Origin of the sequence: Sphaerisporangium sp. TRM90804 (assembly GCF_029846175.1) — a bacterium.
In the GTDB taxonomy this organism is placed as follows: domain Bacteria; phylum Actinomycetota; class Actinomycetes; order Streptosporangiales; family Streptosporangiaceae; genus Sphaerisporangium.
Genome location: NZ_JARWAC010000010.1, coordinates 417,154 through 440,363, shown reverse-complemented (window position 1 = coordinate 440,363; position 23,210 = coordinate 417,154). Strand labels below are relative to the sequence as shown.

Sequence of the window (23,210 nt, the reverse complement as noted above, 5' to 3'; positions counted from 1 at the left end):
TGTGCTGCCCTCGCTCTCGACGTGCGCTGATAGCTGATCCGCATCGCCCTGCGAAGGGGGCATTGGACGCTGCGTGATCCCTGGCACGAGGCTGAAGGACGGATGGCGACAAGGACACCCGTGGACACCCAGGCCGGGGCGGTGAACCAGACCCGGTCGTGGTGGTCACGGATGCCCGCAGCCGCCCGTCAAATCACTCGGTCATCGATGCTCAGGAGTAAAGGGTGCGATTCATCAAGGCGATGGTGCGTGTCGCCGTCGCGCTGGCAGTGGCATTAGCCGGCGGGCTTGCCCTACCGAGCGGGACGGACGTGGCCAACGCCGACACCAGCCCGTGTGCCTTACCCGGCGTGGGCTGGAACAACCTGGGCCACACCACCGATTACACGTACTTCTACCAACGACCGGCCGGGGCCCTGCGCGGGGTGATGCTGTTCGTCGACTTCCCCGACCACCCGATGACTACCGCGCCGTCGGTGTTCCTGCCGTCGGGCGGGTATTACGACTATGTCGGCAACATAGGATCCGATGCCCAGGCGTGGTTCGACACGGCCTCGTACGGGCAGGTCGACCTGCAGGTCACGCCGGTCGACCGCTGGTACCGCATGTCCGGCGACGCCGCGTCGTACGGCATGATCAACGGCAGCGGGACCTTCCAGACACAGCGTGACTATCTCCAGGAAGTCGCCACGCTCGCCGACGCGGATGTGAACTTCAGCCAGTACGACTTCGTCTATGTGATGGCGGCACCCAGGCTCAACCCGCCAAGCGGGCAGAATCCCTACGCCGACTTCGACTGGACCGCGGCGTTCCACGGTAACGGGGGCCCTGCCAACGGTACGACCGACGTCGTCCTGCCTTCCGGTGAGCGCGTCCACCTGGGTGCCACGTTCGCGCCCTGGGCGCTGAACACCGACCGCGAACTGGTGGTGCAGCACGAGACCGGGCACCTGTTCGGCCTGCCCGACCTGTACGGCGGCCCGTTCGTCGGAGGTTGGGGCGTCATGGGCGGTGACCTGGGCGTCCGCTCACCCGACTTCTTCGCATGGGAGAAGTGGAAGTTCGACTGGCTGGCCGACGACCAGATCGCGTGCGTCCCGCCCAGTTCCTCGGGCACCACCACCGCCTACACCTTGACACCGCTGGAGACCGCGGGCGGACTCAAGGCCGTCGTCGTGCCCACCGGCGAATACACCGCCGACGTCGTGGAGTACCGCACCAGCGGCGGCAACAACGCCGGCACCTGCGATACCGGCGCCCTGGTGTACCAGGTGAACACCGCGACCAGCACCGGGCCGATACGGGTGCACGACTCCCGGCCCGGCCAGACCGGACTGCCGAACGGGTGCGGCGACCTGGACGTGGCCACCTTCGGAGTCACCGGCGGCCGGCCCACCACGTACACCAGCGCCGACGCGAACGTGACCATCCAGGTGACCGGCGCCGACGCGAGCGGGCTGCGACTCACGGTGACCAAGGGCGGCACGTCGACGCACGGATGCAGGATGACCTACGCCGTCACTGGTAGCTGGCCGGACGGCTTCCAGGCCGAGGTCACCATCGTCAACACCGGCAGCGCGCCCCTGGGCGACTGGTCGGCGTCCTGGCGGTTCCCGGGCGGACAGACGCTGCACACGCTGTGGGGTGCCGGCTGGACCCAACAGGGCGCACAGGTGCTGGTCAACCCCGCGACAGCCAGTGCCCTGGCCCCCGGAGCCTCGGTGTCGCTCGGTTTCATCGCATCCGGGTCACCACCGGCGTCGCTGACCTCGCCCACCCTCGCCGGCACGCCTTGCACCACGGCGTGAGGTTCCCGGCCGGCGCGTCGACGCCCCTCGACGATCACGCGTGACCACGCTCACGTAGCCCCGAGCTCTCGACAGGTGAGCGGCGCCTAATCACGCTTTCACCGCGCCCTGGCCGACGAATGGGCCTACACCCCGAGGCCGAACGCCGCCACGCGTTCGGCCTCGGGCTCCACGCCTACGATGACCACCGAGCACACACCGCGCTCGGCGGCCGCCCGCCGGCCGCGTACCTGACCTCTCAAGTCAGTACACCTAGTCGCCGATGATGATGCGGAGGCGGCGGAAGCCGCGGCCCTTGCTCTCGATCTTGGCGACCTTGATGCGGCCGATCTGCTTGGTGGAGGCGACGTGCGTGCCGCCGTCCGCCTGGGCGTCGAGGCCGACGATGTCGATGACGCGCACCTGCTCGACGTCCGGCGGGACGAGGTTCGTCGCCGTGCGGATGATGTCGGGGATCGCGAACGCCTCTTCGCGCGGCAGCACACGGACGTCGATGCGCCGGTCGCCCGCGACCTCGGCGTTGCAGGCGTCCTCGACGGCCTCCTTGAACCCCGCCGGCACCTCGGGCAGGTTGAAGTCCATGCGCGCGCTGAACGGCTCCATGTTGCCGCCGGTCACCAGGGCGCCGTAGTCCCGGAACACCACTCCGCACAGCACGTGCAGCCCCGAGTGCGTCCGCATCAGCGCCGACCGCCGCTCGTCGGCGACCGCCGCCCGCACCACCGTGCCCGCCGGCGGGATCGGGTCGCCCTCGGCCGGAATCAGATGCAGGTCGTCGTTCTTCCGGACGCCCTCGATGCGGGTCTCCACGCCCTGCCACAGCAGCACGCCGTGGTCGGCGGGCTGCCCGCCGCCGCCGGGATAGAAGGCCGACCTGTCGAGCACGACGCCCTCCGGCCCCGAGGCGAGCACCACGGCCTCGAAGTCCCGCAGCTCCTGATCGGCCAACTCCAGCCGCCGCGTCCGCCCATGAATGTCAAAGCCCATGCCGAAACCCTATGCCCGCCACCCCACGGGCGCCCTCCCATACCCGCGTATGCCCCACCACCCCACCGGCGCCCTTCCCGCCCACCCGAGCTCGCCGGCGACCCCGCCCGCCCTGGCCCCTCGCACACAAGACGCCGACACGGCGGATAGCGGACCGGCGCCCTCCCACTCACACCCCACCGCCCTGCCCCGCACACAAGACGCCGACACGGCGGATACCGGACCGGCGCCCTCCCGCCACCCAGCACATCGCCTGCCCTGCCCCACCCTCACGGCGCCGTTACGGCGGGTGCTGGTACGGCGGAGTCGGCGCCGCCGTGCGGCGGCCCACTTGGCAGCCGGACTGTCAAGGGGAAAGGAGGGAGCCATACCGTGGCGGTATGTGAGCGGTGCGATACGTAAACCACCCGATGCGGGAACCTCCCACCGCTCCTAGCGTCGGTCTACGACGAGAGCCCTCACGCCAGGAGTGCCAATGCGCGTGCTGACCGTGTTCCTCTCCACCCTGATCCTGCTGGCCGGGGCCATCGCCATCCCCGCCTCGGCGGACGCCGCGTCGGCGGCGGCCGCGGCGAAGGTCGTGTACCAGCGGGCCGCCTTCGCCTCCGGCACCTCCCAGGGTGTCACCGCCGGCGCCACGCTGGCCTTCGCCTCCGCGGCGGGCACCAGGTCCTACACCGACGCGCTCGGCACCAAGACGTGGGAGTACGCGCGGTGGACCGCCCGCGAGCGGTCGATCGGCTTCGGCGCGACCGAGATGGTCGCCTCCTGGACCGCCGACACCCCCGCGGGAAGCTGGCTGCAGGTCGAGATGCGCGGGCGCAACTCGGGCGGCCTGACCAAGTGGTACGTCCTCGGCCGCTGGGCGTACGGCGAGGCCGACATCCGCCGCACCTCGGTGTCGGGCCAGGGCGACACCAACGGCACCGTCTCCGTCGACACCTTCGTCGCCGCGTCCGGCAAGCCGGTCACCGCCTACCAGCTTCGCGTCACGCTGTACCGCAAGCCCGGCTCGTCGGTGAAGCCGGCGGTGCGGACGCTCGGCGCGATGGCCTCGGCCGTCCCCAACCGGGCCACGGTGCCGGTCAGCCCCGGCGGCCGCGCCTGGGGCGTCGAGCTGAACGTGCCGCGCCGCTCGCAGAGCATCCACCAGGGCCACTACCCCGAGTGGGACGGCGGCGGCCAGGCCTGGTGCAGCCCGACCTCCACCACGATGGTGCTGGGCTACTGGGGCAAGTGGCCGAGCAAGGCGGACACCGCGTGGGTCGACCCGTCCGACCCCAACCCCGAGGTCGACTACGCGGCCCGCTACGTCTACGACCACGCCTACGAGGGCGCCGGCAACTGGCCGTTCAACACCGCCTACGCGGGCCGCTACGGCCTGAACGGCTTCATCACGCGGCTGCGCACGCTGACCGAGCTGGAGCTGCTGATCGCCGCCGGCATCCCGGTCATCACCTCGCAGTCGTTCGAGGAGCACGAGCTGCCCGGCGCCGGGTACGGCACCAACGGCCACATCATGGTGGTCATCGGCTTCACCGCCACCGGCGACGTCATCGCCAACGACCCGGCGTCCCCCGGCAACACCGCCGTGCGCCGCGTCTACCCGCGCGCCGACTTCGAGAACGTCTGGCTCCGCAGCTCCAGCAGCGGCGGCATCGCCTACGTCATCCACCCCCGGTCCCACCCGCTCCCGGCCACCACCCCGGGAGCCCCCGCGAACTGGTGACCCACCCCCGGTGACGCGGGGACCCCCGCGTCACCGATCCGCGCAATCACCACCCCTCTACCGCGCCCCGCCCGACCCTCCTCGGCGGCTCCTCCGCCTGACCCGCCCTGTGGGGAGCGGCCGCCTCGGTCTGCGCCCGGCCCACCCGTGGTCGCCTGCTCGACGCTCCCTCCGGCGTCCCCTGGGACGCGGCGCCTCCCCGGCCCGCACCACCCCTCGGGCACGCAGCAGTGCCGTCTCCTCGGCGCCGATACGGTGATCGGCTGGTACGGCGAGGCCGGCGCCGGCGTGCGGCGGCCGGCCGACCGGGGGTTCACCCGGTGCGGAGGCCGTCGCATACCACCGCGATGACGCGGTGGCGGGCTTCGGCGTCGGCGCCCTCGCGTTCCCGGGCGAGGCAGCCCGCCATCAGGGCCTTCACGTCGGCGGTGTCGGTGCCGGGGCGGACGGCGCCGGCCTCCTGGGCGCGGGTGAGCAACTCGCCGATCGCGGCTCCGACGTCGTGGCCGCCGCGCCCGGCGACGGCGTTCACGTCGTAACCGACGCCGCTGAAGGCGTCCGCCAGCCCTCGGTCGGTCGCGCCCTCGGCGACCATGGCCGTGAAGAAGGCGAAGAAGGCCGGTCCCGGATCCTCCGTCGCGGCCAGCGACCGGGCCAGCGTCACGAGCCGCTCGACGCGGGCGAGCACCATCGCCTCGAACAGCGACTCCTTGGTGGGGAAATGCCTGCTGACGGTGCCGGTGCCCACAGCAGCGCGGACGCGAAGCCGTCCGCGTCGAAGGCGGTGGCGTTCGCCACGTCCACCAGCACCTTGCCCGACAGCGGCCCCGCGAGGCCGCTCAGCACCCCGAGCGAGGCCCAGCCGGGCGTCGCGTTGACGACCACGGCGGCGAACCCGGCCGCCTCGGCCGGCCCGACCACGTCTCCCGCACCCTCACCCCCGCCGTCCCCCCACGCGTCGACTACGCCCTCACCCCCTGGGCGAATCCCTCCTCCCCGTCCTTCAGGCGATAACCGACTGGGCCGACCACCACATGACCGCCGTGGAAGCCGCCCACCAGGCATACGACGCGAGAAACCCCTGAACCCTGGCATATCCCCCATCGGGAAGACGCTCTGCTCGCAGCCGGCCGGAAACGAGTGATCGCGTCAAGGGCGTGGCCGGGGCAGTGCTCCTGCTAGGACGGCGGTTACGGCCTTGTGGACGGTCGTGGGGTCGGGTGGGGGGCCTTTGCGGTCGGCGAAGAGGAGGTGGGCGGTGCCGATCAGCATGGGGGCCAGCATGTCGACCTGGGCGTCGGGGGCCAGGCGGCCGAGGGCGCGTTCGGCGGTGAGGTAGGACGCGATCATGATGGCGGCCTCGGTCAGGACCGGGACGCCGGCGGGCCAGTCCTTGCGGAGGCGGGCGCGCAGTTCGTCGCGGAAGGTGACGAGGGCGACGATGGCCACGGCGACCGAGCCGAACAGGGCGGTCAGCGCGGTGGTGAGGTTCTCGGCGACGTCGCCGGTTCCGGCCGAGTCGCGCAGGGCGGCGGTCTGGGCGTCCATCTGGCCGACGCGCGCGAGCACGAACTCGGCGAGGAAGGCGTCGAAGTCGGCGAAGTGCCGGTGCAGGACGCCGTTGGCGCAGCCGGCCTCGGCGGTGACGGCCCGGGTGGTCAGCGCACTGGGCCCGTCCCTGACCAGGATGCGCTCGGCGGCGGCGAACAACTGCTCGCGCACGTCTCGGAGAGCTACGCCTGTCGGCATCGGGCTCCATCCTGCTTCGTTGGGCTCGGGTCCGTTGCGGAGTGGACATGCGTCCACTAGCGTGGACGCATGTCCACTTTACCGCCGGAGGGGCGAAGCCCGTCTTCGCGACAGACCCCCGGACCTTCTGGTGACCCAGCACGTTCGGTGGGCGGCGCGGCCGCCGGGGGCGCGTCGGCGCCCGGCGATGAGCCGCATCGGCATCGGCAGATCGCGGAGTCGTTCGGGGTCGACGCCGCGCGTTACGACCGGGCGCGGCCCCGCTACCCCGACGCCCTGGTGGAGCGGATCATCGCCGCCTCCGGGCCGGACGTGCTCAACGTGGGCTGCGGTACCGGCATCGAGGCACGGCAGTTCCAGGCGGCCGGGTGCCGGGTGCTCGGCGTCGAGCCCGACGGGCGGATGGCCGAGTTCGCGCGGCGCACCGGGGTAGACGTCGAGGTGTCGACGTTCGAAGCCTGGGATCCGGGCGGGCGGACGTTCGACGCCGTCATCGCCGGGACGGCCTGGCACTGGGTGGACGCGGTGGCGGGAGCGGCCAAGGCTGCGCGGGCGCTGCGGCCCGGCGGCCTGCTGGCGCCGTTCTGGCACGTGTTCGAGCCGCCGCCCGACATGACGGAGGCCTTCGCCGCGGCCTACCGGCGGGTGGCGCCCGACTCGCCGTTCACCATGCCGCCGGCGGGGCGGACGCTGGACGGGTACCAGGTGCTGTTCGCCAGGGCCGCCGACGGCATGAAGCAGGTGGGCGGGTTCGGCGAGCCGGAGCAGTGGCGGTTCGACTGGGAGCGGTACTACACCCGCGACGAGTGGCTGGACCAACTGCCCACCTCGGGCGCCCTCACCCGCCTTCCGCCGGACAGGCTGGCGGAGGTGCTGGAGGAGGCCGGCGCCGCCATCGACGCGCGCGGAGGCGGCTTCACGATGGCCTACACCACGGTGGCGGTCACCGCGACGCGGACCGGCGCCGTCCCGGCCTGACGACGCCTCCACCGGCCGGAACCTCCGGCGCACGGACCAGGCGCGGGAGGACCGGCCTCGTGAAGGCGGGGGCACCGAGGGCGGTTCGCGCGACGGTGGGGGTGCTCTGGGAGAGGGCGCGCCTGACGCGGCTGCGCCGAAGGCGCCATCTCCGAAGGCGCCATCTCCGAGGGCGTCGGCTGCGGGGACAGGTCAGGTAGAGCGGAACTCCAAATTACTCGAATTCCGGATTTGTCACATCAAGCCGGAAGACGTCCCTCCGGGGGCGCGTGCCCGCCGCGGGGGGCGAGCCGAATCCCGGAGGGCTCAGTCGTCTCAGGAGTGGAATTCGAGAATGAGGAACTCGAACTCCCCCGTGTCCGCGACGCCATTGGAGTTCTTGTCGACGAGAACCGTCAGATAGAGGTTCTCCGTGAATTCCACCAGGGGAATGCTCACGCCGTTCGCGACGTCGTCGACGCCGCTGACGTAGTAACCGCCGGCGGACGACGCGGGCCTCCTGACGCGGTCGCCCACCAGGCTGTTGTGCGCGTCGTTCCGCAGCCCCAGCCGCCCGCTGCCGTACCGCGAGTCGGGCATCGCGGTGCCGGGCGCGAAGAACGGGATGCCGTCGACGGCGTGGCCCGCGCGCACGGTGAATATCGAGGCGTCACGCCACGCGCACACGCGCACCGGAACGTCCCCGGCCGGCAGCGGGAAGCGGATCTCGAAGGGCTCGCGCCGCAGGGACACCTTCACGGTCTCCAGCAGGGCGTTCTCCGCCATGGCGATGCGGCCCGCGAGCCGTCGCTGCCGGAACTGCAGCCCGAGCTGGGGGGTGTGCAGCATCGAGGTGAAGGCGGGCGACTCCCGCGGCGCCGGGTGCACCATCTCGGCGAGTTGCATCACCGCGTTGACGGCGCCCCACAGGACGCCGACGGCGCCCCCGACCGCGAGAACGACCGTCCACACGCGGAAGGGCAGGCCGCGCCGGCTCAGCGGGGAGAACCGGCCCCGCCTTCTCGTGGTACGGCCGGGAACCATCACCCGATCGGAGTTTCGACCGTGCCCCATGGGGATCACCAGAAATCACGACGGCGGAGGTGACATGACATTCTTGCCGCCACCCTACCTTTACCGGACGAGATATAAGCCCGAGAAGAAGGGGCGATTTTCACGCACGGCGAATATACCTAGAGAACCATCCGGCTGCGAGATATCTGAATTCCACCCAAATGCCGATATAGGATAATCAGCCGCTCGGAGAAGCCGGGCTCACCGCCGCACCGCGGCACCCGGGCAGCGCGGCGCACGCCACGAAATGGCCGGGCTCGGCCTCCAGCAGGCCGCCGGAGCCCCCCTTGTCGTGGTAGAGGCAGGTGTCCACCGGGTCGGCGTCCTCCCACGCGGCGTGCAGGCGCGGCACGGCCGACAGGAGCTGCCGGGTGTACGGGTGCAGCGGGCCGCCGAAGACCAGGTCGGTCAGGCCCATCTCGACGACGGCGCCGCGGCGCAGCACCACCGTGCGTTCGGCCAGGTAGTTGCCGAGCGACAGGTCGTGGGTGATGTACAGGACGCCGAGCCCGCGCGACTTGAGGTCGGCGAGCAGGTTGAGCACGTCGATGCGCGTGGAGGCGTCCAGCATGCTGGTGATCTCGTCGGCGACCAGCAGCTTGATGTCCAGCAGCAGCGCCCGCGCGATGAGCAGGCGCTGGAGCTGGCCGCCGCTGAGCTGGTGGGGGAACTTGTGCAGCACCTGCCCGGGGCTCAGCCGGACGGCCGCGAGCGCGGCCTCGACGCGCTCGTCCCAGTCGGCGACGCCCGGGAAGTACTCCTGCCTGATCATCTGGAACACGCGGTCGGCCTTGAACACCGGGTTGTAGGAGCTGAAGGGGTCCTGGAACACCCCCTGCACGTTGCGGTAGTAGGCCTTGCCCGGCTTCACCGCGACGCCGTCGAAGGTGATCGACCCGGCGGTGCTGGGCACCAGCCCGAGGATCATCCGGCCGATCGTGCTCTTGCCGCTGCCGCTCTCCCCGATGAGGGAGACCACCTCGCCGATCCCGACGTCGAAGCTGACGCGGTCCACGGCCGTCATCGTCTTGCCGCCGAAGGCTCCTACCTTGTACACCTTCGTGACGCCATCGAGTCTGAGCATCATGCCTTCCAGCACGCGACGAAGTGATCGGGCTCGACCTCCAGGGCCGGCGGCTCCTCGGCGCACTTGTCGAACGCCAGGGGGCAGCGGTCCCGGAACCGGCATCCGGTGGGCGGGTCCAGCAGGGAGGGCGGGCTGCCGGGGATGCCGGACAGCTTCTTGTCGCCGTACCGGACGCCGACCTCGGGCAGCGAGTCGATGAGCATCCGGGTGTAGGGATGCCGCGGCGCGGTGACGATCGTCCGCGCCGGGGCCTTCTCGGCCAGCTTCCCGGCGTACATGATCATGATCGAGTCGGCGATCTGGTACGTGAGCGAGATGTCGTGCGTGATGAAGATCATGCTCTTCACGAAGCCGGTGTCCCGGAACCCGGCCAGCGCCCTGGCGACCGCCTTCTGCGTGGAGACGTCCAGCGCCGAGGTGATCTCGTCGGCGACCAGCAGGGACGGGTTGAGCAGCGTGGAGATCACCATCACCATGCGCTGCTTCATGCCGCCCGACAGCTCGATCGGGTAGCGGTCGAGCACCTCGCGCGGCAGCTCCACCTGCGCGAGCCGGGCCTCCAGGTCGGCGCGGTCGAGCTTGACGCCCCGGGACCTGAGCAGCTCGCCGACCATCTTGCCGATCTTGCGGGTGGGGTTCATCGCGCTCATCGAGTACTGCGGGATGAGCGACACCTTGTGGAAGCGGTAGGGGTTCATGCGCGCGTCGTCGGCGATGGGGAGCCTCTCGCCGTCCAGCTCGACGGTGCCGCCGGCGTGCCGCATGCGGCCGTCCATGCGGATGAGGCTCTTGCCCAGGGTGGTCTTCCCGCACCCCGACTCGCCCGCCAGGCCGAGGATCTCCCCGTCCCGCACCGAGAACGAGACGCCGTCGAGGGCCTTCACCTCCCCCTTCAGGGTCCGGTAGTAGACCTGGAGTCCGTTGACGGTGAGGCTCATGTCTCCCTCAGCTTCGGGTTGAAGACCTCGTCGAGGCCGACGTTCGCCACGTACAGCGCGCCGACGACCGCGGTGATCCCGGCGCCGGGCGGGATGAACCACCACCACAGGCCGAGGTGCAGGGCGCTCCACTGGTGGGCGTTCTGCAGCATCAGGCCGAGGGACACCCCTTCGGTGGGGCCGAGCCCGATGAAGTCGAGGGAGGAGGCGATCAGGATGGACCCGCCGAACAGCAGGATGAACGTCATGAACAGGTAGGAGCTCATGTTCGGCGCGATCTCCCGCACGATGATCTTCCAGGCGCGGGCGCCGCTCAACCGGGCCAGGTCGACGAACTCCCGCGAGCGCAGGGAGAACGTCTGGGCCCTGATGGCCCGGGCCGCCCACGGCCAGGAGGTCAGGCCGATGAACAGGGCCTGCACGCCGACGCTGCGGATGCCGAGGTAGGCGTTGATGATCAGCAGCACGGCCAGGGTGGGGATCACCAGGATGATGTTGGTCAGCATGTTCAGCACCTCGTCGACCAGCCCGCCCCGGTAGCCGGCGACGAAGCCGACGACCATGCCGATGATCGCGGCCAGCCCGCCGCCGAGCACGCCGACCGCGAAGGTGGTGCGCAGGCCGTGCACGAACTGGACGAAGATGTCCTGGCCGAAGGTGTTGGTGCCGAACCAGTGCTCGGACGACGGGGGCTGCATGGGCAGGCCGACGTAGTCGTTCGGCGACGCCGCCACCAGCATGGGGCCGAGGAGGCCGGTGGCGAGGAAGACGGTGATGACGCCCAGCCCGACGAGCAGCTTGCCGTTGCGCAGCGCGAAGTACAGGGCCTCGCGCCGCACGGTCGGCGGGCTCGGCGGAAGCGCGGTGTCGAGGACGGTCATGCGGAGGCCCCTGCCATTCCCGTCCTCGTGCGTGGGTCGACCACGACGTAGACGACGTCGATGACGAAGTTGGCGATCAGTACGCCGAGGACGATGAACAGGAACGTGCCCTGCAACAGGAACAGGTCCTGGTTCTGGATCGCCTTGAGGATCAGGCTGCCCAGGCCCGGATAGGAGAACACGATCTCGGTGACCAGGGCGCCGGCCACCAGCACGCCGAGCTGGAGCGCCAGGCCGGTGATCTGCGGCAGGATCGCGTTCCTGAACGCGTACCTGCGGATGAGCCGCTGCGGCGCGCCGAGCGCGGCCAGGTAGTTGGAGTAGTCCGACTCCAGCTCATAGATGATCATGTTGCGCATGCCGATCGCCCAGCCGCCGAGCGCGACCAGGAACAGCGAGCTGAACGGCAGGAACCAGTGCAGCAGCAGGTCGCCGACGAACTGCGGCGACCAGTTGGGCCGCATGGCGAAGCTGTAGCCGCCTGCCACCGGGAACAGGCCTGCCACGACGCCGAGCCCCCAGGCCAGGATCACCGCCAGCCACATGTACGGCATGGCCGTCAGCACGTACCCCACCGGCAGCACCGTGTTGTCGAGCACCTTGCGCCGCGCCGCGAACGCGCCGAGCCGGTTGCCGACGAAGTAGCTCAGCAGCACCGCCGGGATCATCAGCCCAAGCGTGTACGGCACCGCGCCCATGATGACGGTCGACACCGGCGTGGGGAACACCCAGACGCTGATCCCGAAGTCGCCCTGGAGCAGTGCGGCCCAGAAGTTGAGGTACTGCTTCCATACCGGCTGGTCGAAGCCGAACAGGTTGGTGTAGTAGAGCCGCATGGCCTCGACGGCCTCCGGCTGCGACACCCGGGCTCTGGCCAGCATGCTGGCCACCGGGTCGCCGGGCATGAACCGCGGGATCATCCAGTTGATCGTGACGGCGACGAAGAACGTCAGGCCGTAGACGAGCAGTTTCCTGCCGAAGTACTGGCGCACGAGAGGTCTCCGAAATGCCCCCTCCCCGCGGGCGGGGAGGGGGCGGTCATCCGGTCAGGGGGTGACGGGCTGCAGCTGCGCGACCGTCTCGAAGCCGCCGAGCTCCAGCCAGTTGCGCCACATGGCGGGAGCGGCCTTGGGCGTGCCCGCGGCCGAGGAGGGCCAGTTCTTCCACACGGTGCCGCTGACCTGGGACCACAGGCCGTTGTACCAGAGCGGGATGATCGGCATCTCCTGGAGCTGTATCTTCTCGATCTGCGAGGTGACGGCCTTCATGCCCTCGGCGTCGTCGGCCTTGACCTGGTCGAGCTTCTGCACCAGGTCCCAGGCCTCCTTGTTCTCGTACCGGCCGAAGTTGACCGTGTTCTGCGTCTTGCGGATCGGCAGCTGGAAGACGTAGTCGAAGTAGGTCCACGGGGTGTTGGAGAGCTGCCGCTCGTTGTTGATCACCAGGTCGAACTTGCCGGAGCCGCGGGTCTCCACCAGGGCGTTGAAGTCGGGGAAGTCGGGGGTGATGTTGATCCCGGACTCCTTGGCGCTGGCGGCGATGACCCGGATGGCCTCCATCCAGTCGGTCCAGCCGGAGGGGACGATGAGCTTCAGGTTGATCTTCGAGCCGTCCTTGTTCTCCACCAGCCCGTCGCCGTCGCGGTCGCGGTACCCGGCGTCGGCGAGCAGCTTCTTGGCCTTGGCGGTGTCGAAGGAGAAGCCGTGCTCGGCGGTCACGGTCTTGTCGATGTAGGCGTCCCACTGCGGCAGCAGGCCGGTGGGGTCGGCGGCCTTGACGAGGTTGCCGTACACGCCCTCGACGATCTTCTTGGTGTCGACGGAGTAGGCCAGGGCCTTGCGGAACTCGGCGTCGTCCATCGGCTTCTTGGTGGTGTTGGGCACCAGCCACGCCGTGTTGGCCGACAGCATGTAGGGCGGCTCGGGGTAGTAGGTGCTGATGCCGAAGTTGCCCTTGACCAGGTTGGCCGCGCCCGGCAGGAAGTTGTTGCTCATGTCGAGCCCCTTCTGCAGGAGCAGGCCCATCGCCACCTCGTTGCTGGAGTTGACGATGTCGACGATGTAGCGCGGCTTGGGGTCCATGTTGAGCGCGGCCTTGCCCCACCAGTCGTCGCGCTTCTTCCAGACGACGCGGTCCTGGTCGTGGCTCATGTAGGTGTAGGAGCCGGTGCCGACGGGGTTCTCGTTCACCCCGTTGAGCACGTCCTCCTCCGACCGGCCGTTCCAGATGTGCTGCGGCACGATGGAGCGGCTGTAGAGGTTGAAGTCCCACTGCTGGTAGTTGGCCTTGGAGAAGCTGAACTTGACGGTGCGGTCGTCCACCGCCTCCACGCTGGTGAGCCAGTCCCACAGGTTGGCGTAGGGGATCGTCTTCATCTTGCCGAGCTCGAAGGTGTAGACGACGTCCTTCGCGGTGAGCGGCTGCTTGTCCGACCAGGTCACGCCCTGGCGGAGCCGAACCTCGTAGGTCTTGTCGTCGACCCACGTGCCGCTCTCGGCGAGCCAGGGGACGAGCTTGGCGGCGTTGGGGTCGTAGTGGAAGAGCGTCTCGTAGGCCAGGCCCTTGGTGCCGGTCGCGGAGTCCCACTCGCGGATCGGGTTGAAGTTGGCCGGGGGCCCCCACTGCGTGCCGCTGGTGTAGAGCGTCTCGTTGCGCGGCAGCGAGTTCGGGTCGGCGGCCTGGCCGCCGGCGGGGGCGCTCGCCGTGGCGCCCTGACCGGCGGGCGCGGGCCCGCCGCTCGTGCAGCCCGCTGCGACCATGCCGGCCGCCAGGAGCGGGACCAGGAACCGCGCTCGGTTTCGCATCGTGATTCTCCTTACGCCGCGAGTCGTCGCGGAGGATCCGAAGATGTGTCAGGCACCGGATTGACGGCCCCGGCGAGCTTCTCCGGGGCCTTGGGAGCGCTCCCAAACGCTGCGCGAAACGCTCCAGGGCATGGAGCGGCCGACCGTCCTACCTCGCCCCGCGGCCTGAACAGCCCGGCGGGACGTACCGCGGAGCCCGCTGGTTGCGGGCCTGTTATGAACCGGATAAGTACGGCGAACGTAAATTCGATGTTGCCGCCCTGTCAATGGTCGTGACCCCTTTGAGACATCGAGCAGCGGCGGGTGAACCGGCACATCGGGCCGGACTTCATGGCCGGGGGCGTAGTAGGGTGCACGACAGAGCAGTGGAGGCTAACCGGTTCAGGAGGGGGTCGTGAAGCGACCGACGATCGCCGACATCGCCCGCCGGGCGGGGGTGTCCAAGGTCGCGGTCTCCTACGCGCTGAACGACCGTCCCGGGGTCTCCGAGGCGAAGCGCGCGGCGATCAAGGCCATCGCCCGGGAGATCGGCTGGCGGCCCAACAGCGCCGCCCGCGCGCTGAACGGCGCCCTGGCCCGCACGGTGGGGCTGGCCGTGTGCCGGCCCGCCCGCATCCTGGGCATGGAGCCGTTCTTCATGGAACTGATCAGCGGCATCGAGAACGAGCTGTCGGCGCGGTCCTACGCGCTCATGCTCCAGGTGGTCCCCGACCACGACCACGAGATCGAGACCTACCGGCGCTGGTGGGGCGAGGGCCGCATCGACGGCGCCATCCTGGTCGACCTGCACTTCGACGACCGTCGTGTGGCCGAGCTGCGGACACTGGGGCTTCCGGCCGTGGTGATCGGCCATCCCTCCGAGTCGGGCTCGCTGGTGCCGGTGTGGTCCGACGACGCCGCCGCCGTCCGCGAGACCGTCGAGTACCTCGTGGCGCTCGGGCACCGCACGATCGCCCGGGTGGCCGGGCTGCCCGCTCTCGTGCACACCTCCCTTCGCGACGAGGCCTTCATCGAGGTGTGCGCGGAGCTGCGCGTCACCGGGCACCTCGTGCACACCGACTACACCGGGGAGGAGGGCGCCCGCGCCACCCGGCGGCTGGTCAGCTCCGCCGCCCGGCCCACCGCCGTCGTGTACGACAACGACATCATGGCCGTGGCCGGGCTGTCGGTCGCCCAGGAGATGGGGCTCGACGTCCCGGCCGACCTGTCGATCGTGGCCTGGGACGACTCCCCGTTGTCGCAGGTGGTGCGCCCGGCGCTGACCGCGCTCAGCCGCGATATCCCCGCCTACGGCGCCCACGCCGCCAGCCGGCTGTTGTCCCTGGTCAGCGGGGGCGAGGTAGCCGGTTTCGAGGACGAGGCCGCCCGCCTGACCCCGCGCGGCAGCACGGCGCCGCCGGCCGCGCCGCCGGTCTGACGGCCTGTCATACCGCCGTCTTCACCCTCGCGATCTCCTCCAGTCAAGGTTGCTTTTTCATCGCAAATTGCAACTTGGGGCCGTACCTTGGGAGATCGGGGGTTTCCCCACTGACAATCCGGGCAGAGCGGCCTGGTTCATGCTGGTCGATCAAACCGTCGGAAAGCGGCAGGTACAGACACCCGCCAGGGTGGGCGCGGAGCCGGCACAGGCCCACGCCGTACCGCCGGTGCGACGGGCGAACCACGGGAAGAAGGTCGTGATGACGACGAACGAGGTCTCGGAAGGCAAGGCCGCCGCGCGGGCGCTCGCGGCGAGGCTGCCCGGCTGGACGGTCTGGTACGGCGAGCACACCCACCGGTTCTGGGCCACCCCCCGCGGCCGGACCCAGGGCGCGCCGCTGGCCGAGGGCGCGACGACCGACGAGCTGGAGGACGCGGTACGCCGCATCACGGGTGCCCCTCCCCGCCAGGAGGCCGCCACGCGCGAACCCCAGCACAACCAGCAGGACACCCCGCACGTCGGCTACCCCGCGATGGACCCCCTCCCGGTGCGCCACCCCGTGGGCGCTCGCGACTGAGCGCCTGTGGCGGCGTGGACTCCCGCCCTGGGTGCGGCATGACGCACAGGTCTGCCGTAGCGGGAGGATCCACTGCGCACAGCGTCATACCGCCGCACGACCAGGCGCACCGCCCGGCGCCCCCGGGCCGTGGCCGCGGGCTCACCGGCACTGCGCGAGCATCGCCGCCTTGTCGGCACGGGTGACCGGAAGGCCGTACTTGACCGCCACCTGCGCGAACCTGGCCACATAAGCACAGCGCACCCTGCGCACCGGCGGCAGCCACGACGCCGGCCCGGCCCCGCCCTTGGCCTCGTTGACCGGCCCGTAGACCGGCATGAGGTTGAGCGGGTCGTTGGCGATGCGCACCCGCTTGGCCCTGGGCCACCGCGAGGCGCCCATGCGCCATTCGTACGACAGGGGCACCACGTGGTCGACCTGCACGCGGCCGGAGTCACGCTTGCTCCAGCGGATCAGGCGGCCGGTGTAGGGATCCCGCAGCCGCATCGCCACCACCACGCAGCGCGACCCCCGGCGGTACTCCAGCGCCTCGCCGTCGCGGGCGAGCAGGTCGTCGCGGGTGCGGCAGCCGTTGCGCGCGTACGGGACGCCGCGCGCGGTATCCGCCCAGTTCTCGCCGAACCGCGCCCGGCTGTACCCCGCCTTCGAGCCCATGCCGCGCACGCGGACCTTCTTGATCAGCCGAACCGCCGCGGCACGCTCGGCGCGGGAGGTGAGCGGATCGAGACCCGCCCGGGTGCCGCGCGGGTTCTCCAGCGGGCTGACCTGACGAACGATCTTCCGCTCGGCCCCCGCGGAGCGGTCGAAGCCGCCCTGGGTGGCCACCGCGGCGATGAGTAGGGCCCCCGCGACCGCGACGGCCGTCCCGCTCGTGCTCAGCGCCGCCTCCATGCTCCGGGGGGTAATGACGAGGTAAATCATCCCCGCCCGGCCACGCCCCGACACCGTCGTCCCGCATTCCGGAACGGCCACATGCGGACCCTGAGCCCCCGGCGGCACGGGGCGAACCGAGGCGTGGCACGTGGCGGCCTTGATCGGCGGACGCGAAGCCGCGAAGACACGACGGTACCGGTCCTCCCAGAACGGACGGGCGAGGTCCGCTATCGTGGCGACGCGACGGGGCAGGCGAACCCGGGCGGTGCCGCACGGCCCGGCGCGCCCGGCCACGACGACGACCGCGCGCCGTCCCCGCGAGACCGGCGGCTACCGAACGATCTGGAGGGTGGACACGTGGGTCAGGCACCCTCCCGGCTTCCGCGCGTCCCTGGTGGGCGTGCCGTGACGGGCACCGGGACGCCCACGGGCCCGCGCCGCGCGCTCGCCCGCCGGTGCCTGCCCGTGCTGACCGCCGCGGCCGTGCTGCTGGCGGCCGGCTGCGGGTCCCTGACGGGCCCGGCGGAGCCCGCGAGGCCCGTGCCGACCGGCCCGGAGGTGACGCTGGCGTTCGCCGGCGACGTGCACTTCATGCGGCGCACGGCCGAGCTGCTGAAGGACCCCGACAAGGCGTTCGGGCCGATCGCCGAGGTCCTGTCATCGAGCGACGTCACCCTGCTCAACCTGGAGACCCCGATCACCACGCGGGGCACCGCCGAGCAGAAGAACTACCTGTTCCGCACCGACAAGCGCGCGGTGCGCGCACTGCTGGCGGCCGGGGTGGACGCCGTCTCGCTGGCCAACAACCACACGCTCGACTACGGCAGGGTCGGCCTGTCCGACACCCTCGTGTACGCCAGGCGCGGCAAGCTCCCCGTCTTCGGCGCCGGGAAGAACGCCGCCCAGGCGTTCGCGCCGTGGCGCACCACCGTGCGGGGGCTGCGCATCGCGGTGTTCGGCTTCAGCCAGGTCGACGACCTGGCCGAGCCGTGGGCGGCCAAGGACGACCGGTCGGGCATCGCGATGGCCTTCGACGAGGACCGGGCCCTGAAGGCGGTCTCGGCGGCCAGGGCCGACAGCGATCTGATCATCGTCATGCCGCACTGGGGCACCGAGTACCAGATCTGCGCCGACGACCGGCAGAAGCGCTTCGCCGCCCGGCTCGCCGAGGCCGGGGCCGACGTCATCGTCGGCGCCCACGCCCACGTGCTGCAGGGCGCCGGGTGGCTGGGCCGCGCCTACGTCGCCTACGGGCTGGGCAACTTCCTGTGGTACAGCCCCGGCCTCGGCGCCTCGTCGCGCAACACCGGGGTGCTGAAGCTCACCGTGCGCAAGGACACCGTGGTCAAGCAGGAGCTGGTGCCCGCCATCGTCTCCGGCACCGGCCAGCCGGTGCCGCTCACCGGCAAGCTGGCCGAGGCCGAGCGGCGCCGCTTCGACGCCCTGCGCCCCTGCTCCGACCTCTCGGCCGAACCCGCCGGCTGACGACGGGCGGGGCGCGCGGCCGCCTTCACGGCGGGAGGGACGCCATCCTGCGGGACGCCCCGGACGCGCTGCCGGCCACGGCAGCCTTCATCGCGGGGTGACGCCCTCGCGAGCCGGCTCACGCGGCGCCCCGCGCGGGCCCGGGGGGGCGCGGGCTGAGAGCATGGGGCGATGACCTCGACCATCGACCTGCTCGTGGCCCGCGGCGCCGAGACGATCGAGCACCCGGGCGGAACGCTGCTGGCGCATCTGCGGCGGGTGAGCGCCCTGCTCGCCGAATGGGGGGCGCGGCCCGCGCTCCGCGAGGCGGGCCTGTGCCACGCCTTCTACGGCACCGACGGCTTCCCGGTCGCGCTGCTGGAGCTCACCGAGAGGGACGTGCTGGCGAAGGCCGCCGGACCGGAGGCGGAGGCGCTGGTGTACTTCTACGCCGCCTGCGACCGGGGGTTCACCTACCCGGCGCTCGCCGAGGACGGGGCCGTGTACCGCGACCGGTTCACCGGCGAGCGGCACGCCCCCTCGCTCCAGCGGCGGCGCGACCTCGCCGAGCTGACCGCCGCCAACGAGCTGGACATCGCCCGCGTCAGCCCGGAGTTCCGCCACCGGCACGGCGCCGGACTGCTCGCCCTGTTCACCCGCTTCCGGCCGCTGCTCGGCGACGCCGCCTGGGCAGCGTGCGAGGCCGTGCTCGCACCGGGGGCGTCAGCGGGTGACGTCGGCGAAGAGGCGGTCCCAGTCGGCGAGGAACCGCTTTAGGCCGTACCTCGCCAGGGCGGCGGCCCGCGCGGCCTCGCCCGCACGGCGGGCGAGCGCGGGGTCGGCCGCGAACTCCTTCAGGGCGGCGGTCAGGGTGGCCGGCCGGGTGGACACGACCCCGGCCTCCGCGGGCACCGCCTCGACGGCCTCGGTGGCGGCGAGCGCCACGACGGGCAGGCCGAGCAGCATGGCCTCGATCAGAGCCAGGCCGAGCGAGGTCCACCGGTAGGGGTGCAGGTAGACCCGCCGCCGTGCCAGCTCGGCGTGCATGGCGGCCTGCGGGAGGTCCTCGAAGGCGCCGAGCCGGTCGGCGGGCACGCCCAGGGCCTCGGCGAGGCCGGTCACCTTCATGCCGAACACGTCCAGCGGCACCGCGGAGGCGAAGACCGGGAGCAGGTCGGTGCCGGCGACCCGCGTGCGGCGTACCGGCTCGTTGACCACGACACCGGCCCGGGGCAGCTCGCCGGTGTACCGATGGCCGGGGTCGACGACGCCGTGCTCGATCACCCGCACCGGCGCGCGTCCCGCGTCCCAGTACAGCTCGTTGAAGTGCGTGACGTGCACCAGCGGCACGGCGTCCTGGCCGGCCAGCGGGTGGCGGGTGCGCGGCACGTCGCCCGCGGGCGTGTTGTGCTCGACGTAGACGGCCGGCACGTCGCGCCCCGGCCGACGTCCGGTCCAGCGTTCGGCCAGCTCGGCCTCGTGCGGCCGCTGGAGCACCACCAGGTCGAAGTCCTGCTCGCCCAGCCGGTCAGCGCAGACCTCGCGCACGGCCGCCGGCCACGGGTAGGTGCGCGCCCGTCCGAGGCCGTCGGGACCGCGCCCCGGGACCAGCGGGACGACGTAGTCGTGGGCGCCCTGCACGAACGCGGTGGCCCACGAGCCGTGCACGTGCCAGAACAGGATCCGCACCGGATCACCTCGCCTCCGGGGGAGACCGTCCCGATGTTCTGGGTACCCGGCGGCCAGGCCGACAAACTACGTCAACAACTACGTAGAGTGACAAAGTTCAAGATTCACACCTTTCTACCTCGACTTATCCGCAAAGCGTCGTTTGAGAGCCGCTTCTCTCGGTAACCAGACCCGTTGCGGTCCAACGGAGGTACGCCGATGCGCTTTCTGGGGATCAACGCCATATTCCACGACCCGGCAGCCGCCTTGGTCGTGGACGGAGAGGTCGTGGCGGCCGCGGAGGAGGAACGCTTCAGCCGCCGCAAGCACGGCAAGCGCCCGGTGCCGTTCTCGGCCTGGGAACTCCCCGAACTGGCCGCCGCGTGGTGCCTGCGGCAGGCGGGCCTGCGACCGGAGGACCTGGACGGCGTCGCCTACTCCTACGACCCCGACCTCGTGGCGCCCGGCGCCGGCGACCCCGGGCCCCGGCGGCCGAGCGGCCGCGCGGGCGCCAGGAGCTGGGACCTCCCCGCACGCGACACCGCGCCCGACTGGGAGGAGCTGCGCACGACGTACGCCCGGCGCGCCCCGGCGTTCCTCGCCACCGCCCTGCCCGGCCTGGACACCGCCCAGGTGCGCTACGTCCCCCACCACGTGGCCCACGCGGCGTCGGCGGGCCTGGCCGCGCCGTACCGCGACTCGGCGGTCCTGGTCTGCGACGGGCGCGGCGAGGCGGTGTCGCACCTGGCCGGGCACTACCGCGGCGGCGACCTAACCGTGCTGGCCGCCCAGGAGCTGCCGCACTCGCTCGGGCTGATGTACGAGGAGCTCACCGAGCACCTGGGCTTCCTGCGCTCCAGCGACGAGTACAAGGTGATGGCCCTGGCCTCCTACGGCGAGCCTCGCCACCTCGGCGCGCTGCGGGAACTGATCTACACCACCGGCGACGGCGGGTTCCGCGTCGAGCCGATCGACTGGAGCGGGTACGCCAAGGCGCTCGGCAGGGGCGACACGGAGGCGGACGAGCGCGACGGCGCGCCCGCGGGAGGCGGCGGGCTCGCCCACGGCGGGACCCTGACGTCCGACCACGCCGACCTGGCGGCCAGCGTGCAGGCCAGGCTGGAGGAGGTGCTGCTGGAGCTGGCCTCCTGGCTGCACGGCCGCACCGGCGAGCGATACCTGACGATGGCCGGCGGGGTCGCGCTGAACTGCGTCGCCAACACCCGGCTGCTCGCCGAAGGGCCCTTCGAGGACATCTGGGTGCAGCCCGCCGCGGGCGACGCCGGAACCGCGCTCGGTGGCGCGCTGTACCTGGCGCACCTCTACGGCGAGCCCGTGGCGCCGATGACCGGCGCCGACCTCGGCCGGGAGTGGACCGAGGAGGAGCTGGGCGCCTGGCTGACCGGCGCCCGGCTGCCCTTCCGCCGCCCCCGCGACCTGGCGGGCGCGGTGGCCGAGGACCTGGCCGCCGACCGCATCGTGGCCTGGTTCCAGGGACGGTCGGAGTACGGGCCCCGGGCGCTCGGCAGGCGCTCGCTGCTCGCCCACCCGGGGCGCGCGGCCAACACCGAGCGGCTCAACGCCGTCAAAGGGCGCGAGCCGTTCCGGCCGATCGCCCCGATGGTGCTCGCCGACCGCGCGCACGAGATCTTCACCCGCGGCCCGCTGCCGAGCCCGTACATGCTGTTCGTGCACGACGTGCGCCCCGAGTGGCGCGACCGCATCCCGGCCGTCGTCCACACCGACGGGACGGCCCGTGTGCAGACCGTCGACCGGGCGGCCGAGCCGCTGCTCGCCGGGCTGCTCGACGCGTTCGAGGCCCGCACCGGGCTGCCGGTGGTGGTCAACACCAGCCTCAACACCGCGGGCCGGCCCATGGTCGACGACCCCCGCGACGCGCTGGAGTGCTTCGGCTCCGCGCCGGTCGACGTCCTGGTGCTCGGGCCGTACATCGTCCGGCGCGGAGAGGTGGGCGCCTCGTGATCACCGTCGTGATCCCCACCGTCGGCCGCCGCAGCCTCGGCAGGACGATCGACGCCGTCGGCCCCGGCACGCCGGTCGTCGTGGTGGACGACCGCCGCCGCGCCTTCCCCGCCCTACGGGTGCCGCCGGGCGTCCGGGTGCTGCGCACCGGGGGGCGCGGCCCGGCGGCGGCGCGCAACGCGGGGTGGCAGGCGGCCGGCACCCCGTGGGTCGCGTTCCTCGACGACGACGTGGTCCCCGGGCCGCGGTGGGGGGAGGCGCTGCGCGCCGACCTCGCCGCCCTGCCCGAGGGCGTGGCCGGTTCCCAGGGACGCCTCGAAGTTCCGCTGCCCGCCGGGAGGGCGGCCACCGACGCCGAGCGCGACACGGCGGGCCTGTCCCGTGCGCGCTGGGCGACCGCCGACATGGCGTACCGGGTCGCGGCCCTGGAGAAGGCCGGGGGGTTCGACGAGCGCTTCCCCCGCGCCTACCGGGAGGACGCCGACCTCGCGCTCCGGCTGCTCGCGGCGGGCCACGAGCTCGTCGTGGGAGAGCGCGTCAGCCGCCATCCCGTGCGCGACGACGGCTTCTGGTCCAGCGTGCGCGCCCAGCGCGGCAACGCCGACGACGCGCTGATGCGGCGCGTACACGGCGCGGGCTGGCGGCGGGCCGTCGGCGGCGCCCCCGGCCGCCTGCGCCGGCACGCGGCCATCACCGTCCTCGGCCTGCTCGGCACCGTGGCCGCCGTCCTGGCCCTGACCTCCCCGGCGCACGCGCCGCCGAACGCCCGTGGAACGTTCCGGCCCGGAAGCCCGCCGGGCCGGGACGGCGTTCGCGCGTCGGCCGCCAGGTCGCTCATCGCCCTCGGCCCGCCGGCGTCACCGGCGGGACGCCCGCCGCGGGGACGGCGCCTGTGGGCGCTGCTCGCGTCGGGCGCCGGGGCGGGGTGGCTCGCGCTCACGGCCGAGTTCGTGTGGGCGCGGCTCGCGCCCGGGCCCCGCACGCCGGGCGAGGTGCTCCGGATGGCCGTCACCGGCGTGGTGATCCCGCCGGCCGCCTGCGCGCACCGCCTCCGGGGAGAACTGCGGGTGCGCCGATGACCGGCCCGCGGCGTCCCGGCGACGGCCGCGCACCAGGCCCGGAGAACGGACGCACACCCGGTGCGGGGAACGGACACGCGCCCGGTGGGGAGGACGACCGCGTACCCGGCCCGGAGAGCGACCACCCGCCCC

The 23,210-nt window shown here is 72.0% G+C and carries 22 protein-coding genes and 1 pseudogene; 11 read left to right on the top strand and 12 right to left on the bottom strand.

Translation table 11 applies throughout. From position 1 onward, the window contains the following. The first annotated feature begins 224 nt into the window (after positions 1 to 224). Both PYR91_RS14750 and PYR91_RS14745 read left to right on the top strand, forming a co-directional pair. Entirely contained in the window at positions 225 to 1,808 is a 1,584-nt protein-coding gene (locus PYR91_RS14750) for a M6 family metalloprotease domain-containing protein (RefSeq protein ID WP_279780350.1), read from the top strand. A gap of 93 nt (positions 1,809 to 1,901) precedes the next feature. Beyond that, positions 1,902 to 2,064 (top strand): annotated as a pseudogene (locus tag PYR91_RS14745) (IS481 family transposase); the annotation flags it as partial. Here PYR91_RS14745 and PYR91_RS14740 read toward each other — a convergent pair. Beyond that, complete coding sequence (locus PYR91_RS14740) at positions 2,061 to 2,795, bottom strand: alanyl-tRNA editing protein (protein WP_279780349.1); 735 nt, start codon at positions 2,793 to 2,795, stop codon at positions 2,061 to 2,063. The pseudogene PYR91_RS14745 and the gene PYR91_RS14740 overlap by 4 nt on opposite strands. Before the next feature lie 475 nt (positions 2,796 to 3,270). Between PYR91_RS14740 and PYR91_RS14735 the strand changes: the two genes are divergently transcribed. Then, positions 3,271 to 4,524 carry a C39 family peptidase gene (locus tag PYR91_RS14735; protein WP_279780348.1) on the top strand — a complete coding sequence of 418 codons (1,254 nt, stop codon included), beginning with the start codon at positions 3,271 to 3,273 and terminating at the stop codon, positions 4,522 to 4,524. 313 nt (positions 4,525 to 4,837) lie between these two features. Here the strand turns inward: PYR91_RS14735 and PYR91_RS14730 are convergent, their stop codons facing one another. From PYR91_RS14730 to PYR91_RS14720, 3 genes are all read right to left on the bottom strand, one after another. Continuing rightward, positions 4,838 to 5,272 carry a TetR/AcrR family transcriptional regulator gene (locus PYR91_RS14730; protein WP_279780347.1) on the bottom strand — a complete coding sequence of 145 codons (435 nt, stop codon included), beginning with the start codon at positions 5,270 to 5,272 and terminating at the stop codon, positions 4,838 to 4,840. After that, positions 5,185 to 5,445 carry a hypothetical protein gene (locus tag PYR91_RS14725; RefSeq protein WP_279780346.1) on the bottom strand — a complete coding sequence of 87 codons (261 nt, stop codon included), beginning with the start codon at positions 5,443 to 5,445 and terminating at the stop codon, positions 5,185 to 5,187. Before PYR91_RS14725 ends, PYR91_RS14730 begins: the two co-directional genes overlap by 88 nt. 228 nt (positions 5,446 to 5,673) lie before the next feature. Further along, positions 5,674 to 6,273: a TetR/AcrR family transcriptional regulator gene (locus tag PYR91_RS14720; RefSeq protein WP_279780345.1), complete on the bottom strand. Its 600-nt coding sequence runs from the start codon at positions 6,271 to 6,273 to the stop codon at positions 5,674 to 5,676. Positions 6,274 to 6,420: 147 nt separating this feature from the next. Here PYR91_RS14720 and PYR91_RS14715 point away from each other — a divergent pair, with 147 nt between their 5' ends. Continuing rightward, entirely contained in the window at positions 6,421 to 7,251 is an 831-nt protein-coding gene (locus tag PYR91_RS14715; RefSeq protein WP_279780344.1) for a class I SAM-dependent methyltransferase, read from the top strand. Between the two features lie 315 nt (positions 7,252 to 7,566). On the opposite strand, the gene PYR91_RS14710 is transcribed toward PYR91_RS14715, so the two are convergent. The 6 genes from PYR91_RS14710 to PYR91_RS14685 form a co-directional block, all read right to left on the bottom strand. After that, positions 7,567 to 8,274: a hypothetical protein gene (locus PYR91_RS14710; RefSeq protein ID WP_279780343.1), complete on the bottom strand. Its 708-nt coding sequence runs from the start codon at positions 8,272 to 8,274 to the stop codon at positions 7,567 to 7,569. Between the two features lie 208 nt (positions 8,275 to 8,482). Continuing rightward, the gene (locus PYR91_RS14705; RefSeq protein ID WP_279780342.1) at positions 8,483 to 9,388 is read right to left on the bottom strand and encodes an ATP-binding cassette domain-containing protein; all 906 of its coding nucleotides are present in this window, start codon (positions 9,386 to 9,388) and stop codon (positions 8,483 to 8,485) included. Further along, complete coding sequence (locus PYR91_RS14700) at positions 9,388 to 10,329, bottom strand: ABC transporter ATP-binding protein (RefSeq protein ID WP_279780341.1); 942 nt, start codon at positions 10,327 to 10,329, stop codon at positions 9,388 to 9,390. The genes PYR91_RS14705 and PYR91_RS14700 overlap by 1 nt, the downstream gene beginning before the upstream one ends. Beyond that, the gene (locus tag PYR91_RS14695) at positions 10,326 to 11,210 is read right to left on the bottom strand and encodes an ABC transporter permease (protein ID WP_279780340.1); all 885 of its coding nucleotides are present in this window, start codon (positions 11,208 to 11,210) and stop codon (positions 10,326 to 10,328) included. The genes PYR91_RS14700 and PYR91_RS14695 overlap by 4 nt, the downstream gene beginning before the upstream one ends. Further along, positions 11,207 to 12,202 (bottom strand): ABC transporter permease, encoded by a 996-nt coding sequence (locus tag PYR91_RS14690; protein WP_279780339.1) that lies wholly within the window; start codon positions 12,200 to 12,202, stop codon positions 11,207 to 11,209. The genes PYR91_RS14695 and PYR91_RS14690 overlap by 4 nt, the downstream gene beginning before the upstream one ends. A 54-nt stretch (positions 12,203 to 12,256) precedes the next feature. Beyond that, on the bottom strand, positions 12,257 to 14,014 hold the full coding sequence (locus PYR91_RS14685) for an ABC transporter substrate-binding protein (protein ID WP_279780338.1): 1,758 nt from the start codon (positions 14,012 to 14,014) through the stop codon (positions 12,257 to 12,259). A 394-nt stretch (positions 14,015 to 14,408) separates the two neighbouring features. On the opposite strand from PYR91_RS14685, the gene PYR91_RS14680 reads away from it, so the two are divergent. Together PYR91_RS14680 and PYR91_RS14675 are read left to right on the top strand one after the other, a co-directional pair. Further along, a complete protein-coding gene (locus PYR91_RS14680; RefSeq protein ID WP_279780337.1) occupies positions 14,409 to 15,431 on the top strand; it encodes a LacI family DNA-binding transcriptional regulator in 1,023 nt (340 codons plus the stop codon). Between the two features lie 262 nt (positions 15,432 to 15,693). Further along, on the top strand, positions 15,694 to 16,011 hold the full coding sequence (locus PYR91_RS14675; protein WP_279780336.1) for a hypothetical protein: 318 nt from the start codon (positions 15,694 to 15,696) through the stop codon (positions 16,009 to 16,011). 141 nt (positions 16,012 to 16,152) lie between these two features. Here PYR91_RS14675 and PYR91_RS14670 read toward each other — a convergent pair whose 3' ends face one another. Beyond that, positions 16,153 to 16,902 (bottom strand): HNH endonuclease family protein, encoded by a 750-nt coding sequence (locus tag PYR91_RS14670; RefSeq protein WP_279780335.1) that lies wholly within the window; start codon positions 16,900 to 16,902, stop codon positions 16,153 to 16,155. Between the two features lie 214 nt (positions 16,903 to 17,116). Here PYR91_RS14670 and PYR91_RS14665 point away from each other — a divergent pair, with 214 nt between their 5' ends. The 3 genes from PYR91_RS14665 (at position 17,117) to PYR91_RS14655 (ending at position 19,125) form a co-directional block, all read left to right on the top strand. After that, complete coding sequence (locus PYR91_RS14665; protein ID WP_279780334.1) at positions 17,117 to 17,293, top strand: hypothetical protein; 177 nt, start codon at positions 17,117 to 17,119, stop codon at positions 17,291 to 17,293. After that, positions 17,290 to 18,369: a CapA family protein gene (locus tag PYR91_RS14660; RefSeq protein ID WP_279780333.1), complete on the top strand. Its 1,080-nt coding sequence runs from the start codon at positions 17,290 to 17,292 to the stop codon at positions 18,367 to 18,369. The genes PYR91_RS14665 and PYR91_RS14660 overlap by 4 nt, the downstream gene beginning before the upstream one ends. Positions 18,370 to 18,540: 171 nt before the next feature. Continuing rightward, on the top strand, positions 18,541 to 19,125 hold the full coding sequence (locus PYR91_RS14655; RefSeq protein ID WP_279780332.1) for a DUF6817 domain-containing protein: 585 nt from the start codon (positions 18,541 to 18,543) through the stop codon (positions 19,123 to 19,125). On the opposite strand, the gene PYR91_RS14650 is transcribed toward PYR91_RS14655, so the two are convergent. Continuing rightward, the gene (locus PYR91_RS14650; RefSeq protein ID WP_279780331.1) at positions 19,072 to 20,037 is read right to left on the bottom strand and encodes a glycosyltransferase; all 966 of its coding nucleotides are present in this window, start codon (positions 20,035 to 20,037) and stop codon (positions 19,072 to 19,074) included. The two genes, PYR91_RS14655 and PYR91_RS14650, sit on opposite strands and share 54 nt — an antisense overlap. A 198-nt stretch (positions 20,038 to 20,235) precedes the next feature. Here PYR91_RS14650 and PYR91_RS14645 point away from each other — a divergent pair, with 198 nt between their 5' ends. Continuing rightward, a complete protein-coding gene (locus PYR91_RS14645; protein WP_279780330.1) occupies positions 20,236 to 21,999 on the top strand; it encodes a carbamoyltransferase C-terminal domain-containing protein in 1,764 nt (587 codons plus the stop codon). Then, positions 21,996 to 23,078 (top strand): glycosyltransferase, encoded by a 1,083-nt coding sequence (locus tag PYR91_RS14640; protein WP_279780329.1) that lies wholly within the window; start codon positions 21,996 to 21,998, stop codon positions 23,076 to 23,078. Before PYR91_RS14645 ends, PYR91_RS14640 begins: the two co-directional genes overlap by 4 nt. Positions 23,079 to 23,210: the final 132 nt, after the last annotated feature.

What these genes read in the sequence shown, in the direction of transcription:
- PYR91_RS14705 (WP_279780342.1), bottom strand. Translation starts at nt 9,388, where the DNA reads ATGCTCAGACTCGATGGCGTCACGAAGGTGTACAAGGTAGGAGCCTTC.
- PYR91_RS14645 (WP_279780330.1), top strand. Translation starts at nt 20,236, where the DNA reads ATGCGCTTTCTGGGGATCAACGCCATATTCCACGACCCGGCAGCCGCC.
- PYR91_RS14685 (WP_279780338.1), bottom strand. Translation starts at nt 14,014, where the DNA reads ATGCGAAACCGAGCGCGGTTCCTGGTCCCGCTCCTGGCGGCCGGCATG.
- PYR91_RS14655 (WP_279780332.1), top strand. Translation starts at nt 18,541, where the DNA reads ATGACCTCGACCATCGACCTGCTCGTGGCCCGCGGCGCCGAGACGATC.
- PYR91_RS14670 (WP_279780335.1), bottom strand. Translation starts at nt 16,902, where the DNA reads ATGGAGGCGGCGCTGAGCACGAGCGGGACGGCCGTCGCGGTCGCGGGG.
- PYR91_RS14735 (WP_279780348.1), top strand. Translation starts at nt 3,271, where the DNA reads ATGCGCGTGCTGACCGTGTTCCTCTCCACCCTGATCCTGCTGGCCGGG.
- PYR91_RS14720 (WP_279780345.1), bottom strand. Translation starts at nt 6,273, where the DNA reads ATGCCGACAGGCGTAGCTCTCCGAGACGTGCGCGAGCAGTTGTTCGCC.
- PYR91_RS14740 (WP_279780349.1), bottom strand. Translation starts at nt 2,795, where the DNA reads ATGGGCTTTGACATTCATGGGCGGACGCGGCGGCTGGAGTTGGCCGAT.
- PYR91_RS14695 (WP_279780340.1), bottom strand. Translation starts at nt 11,210, where the DNA reads ATGACCGTCCTCGACACCGCGCTTCCGCCGAGCCCGCCGACCGTGCGG.
- PYR91_RS14675 (WP_279780336.1), top strand. Translation starts at nt 15,694, where the DNA reads ATGACGACGAACGAGGTCTCGGAAGGCAAGGCCGCCGCGCGGGCGCTC.
- PYR91_RS14700 (WP_279780341.1), bottom strand. Translation starts at nt 10,329, where the DNA reads ATGAGCCTCACCGTCAACGGACTCCAGGTCTACTACCGGACCCTGAAG.
- PYR91_RS14710 (WP_279780343.1), bottom strand. Translation starts at nt 8,274, where the DNA reads ATGGTTCCCGGCCGTACCACGAGAAGGCGGGGCCGGTTCTCCCCGCTG.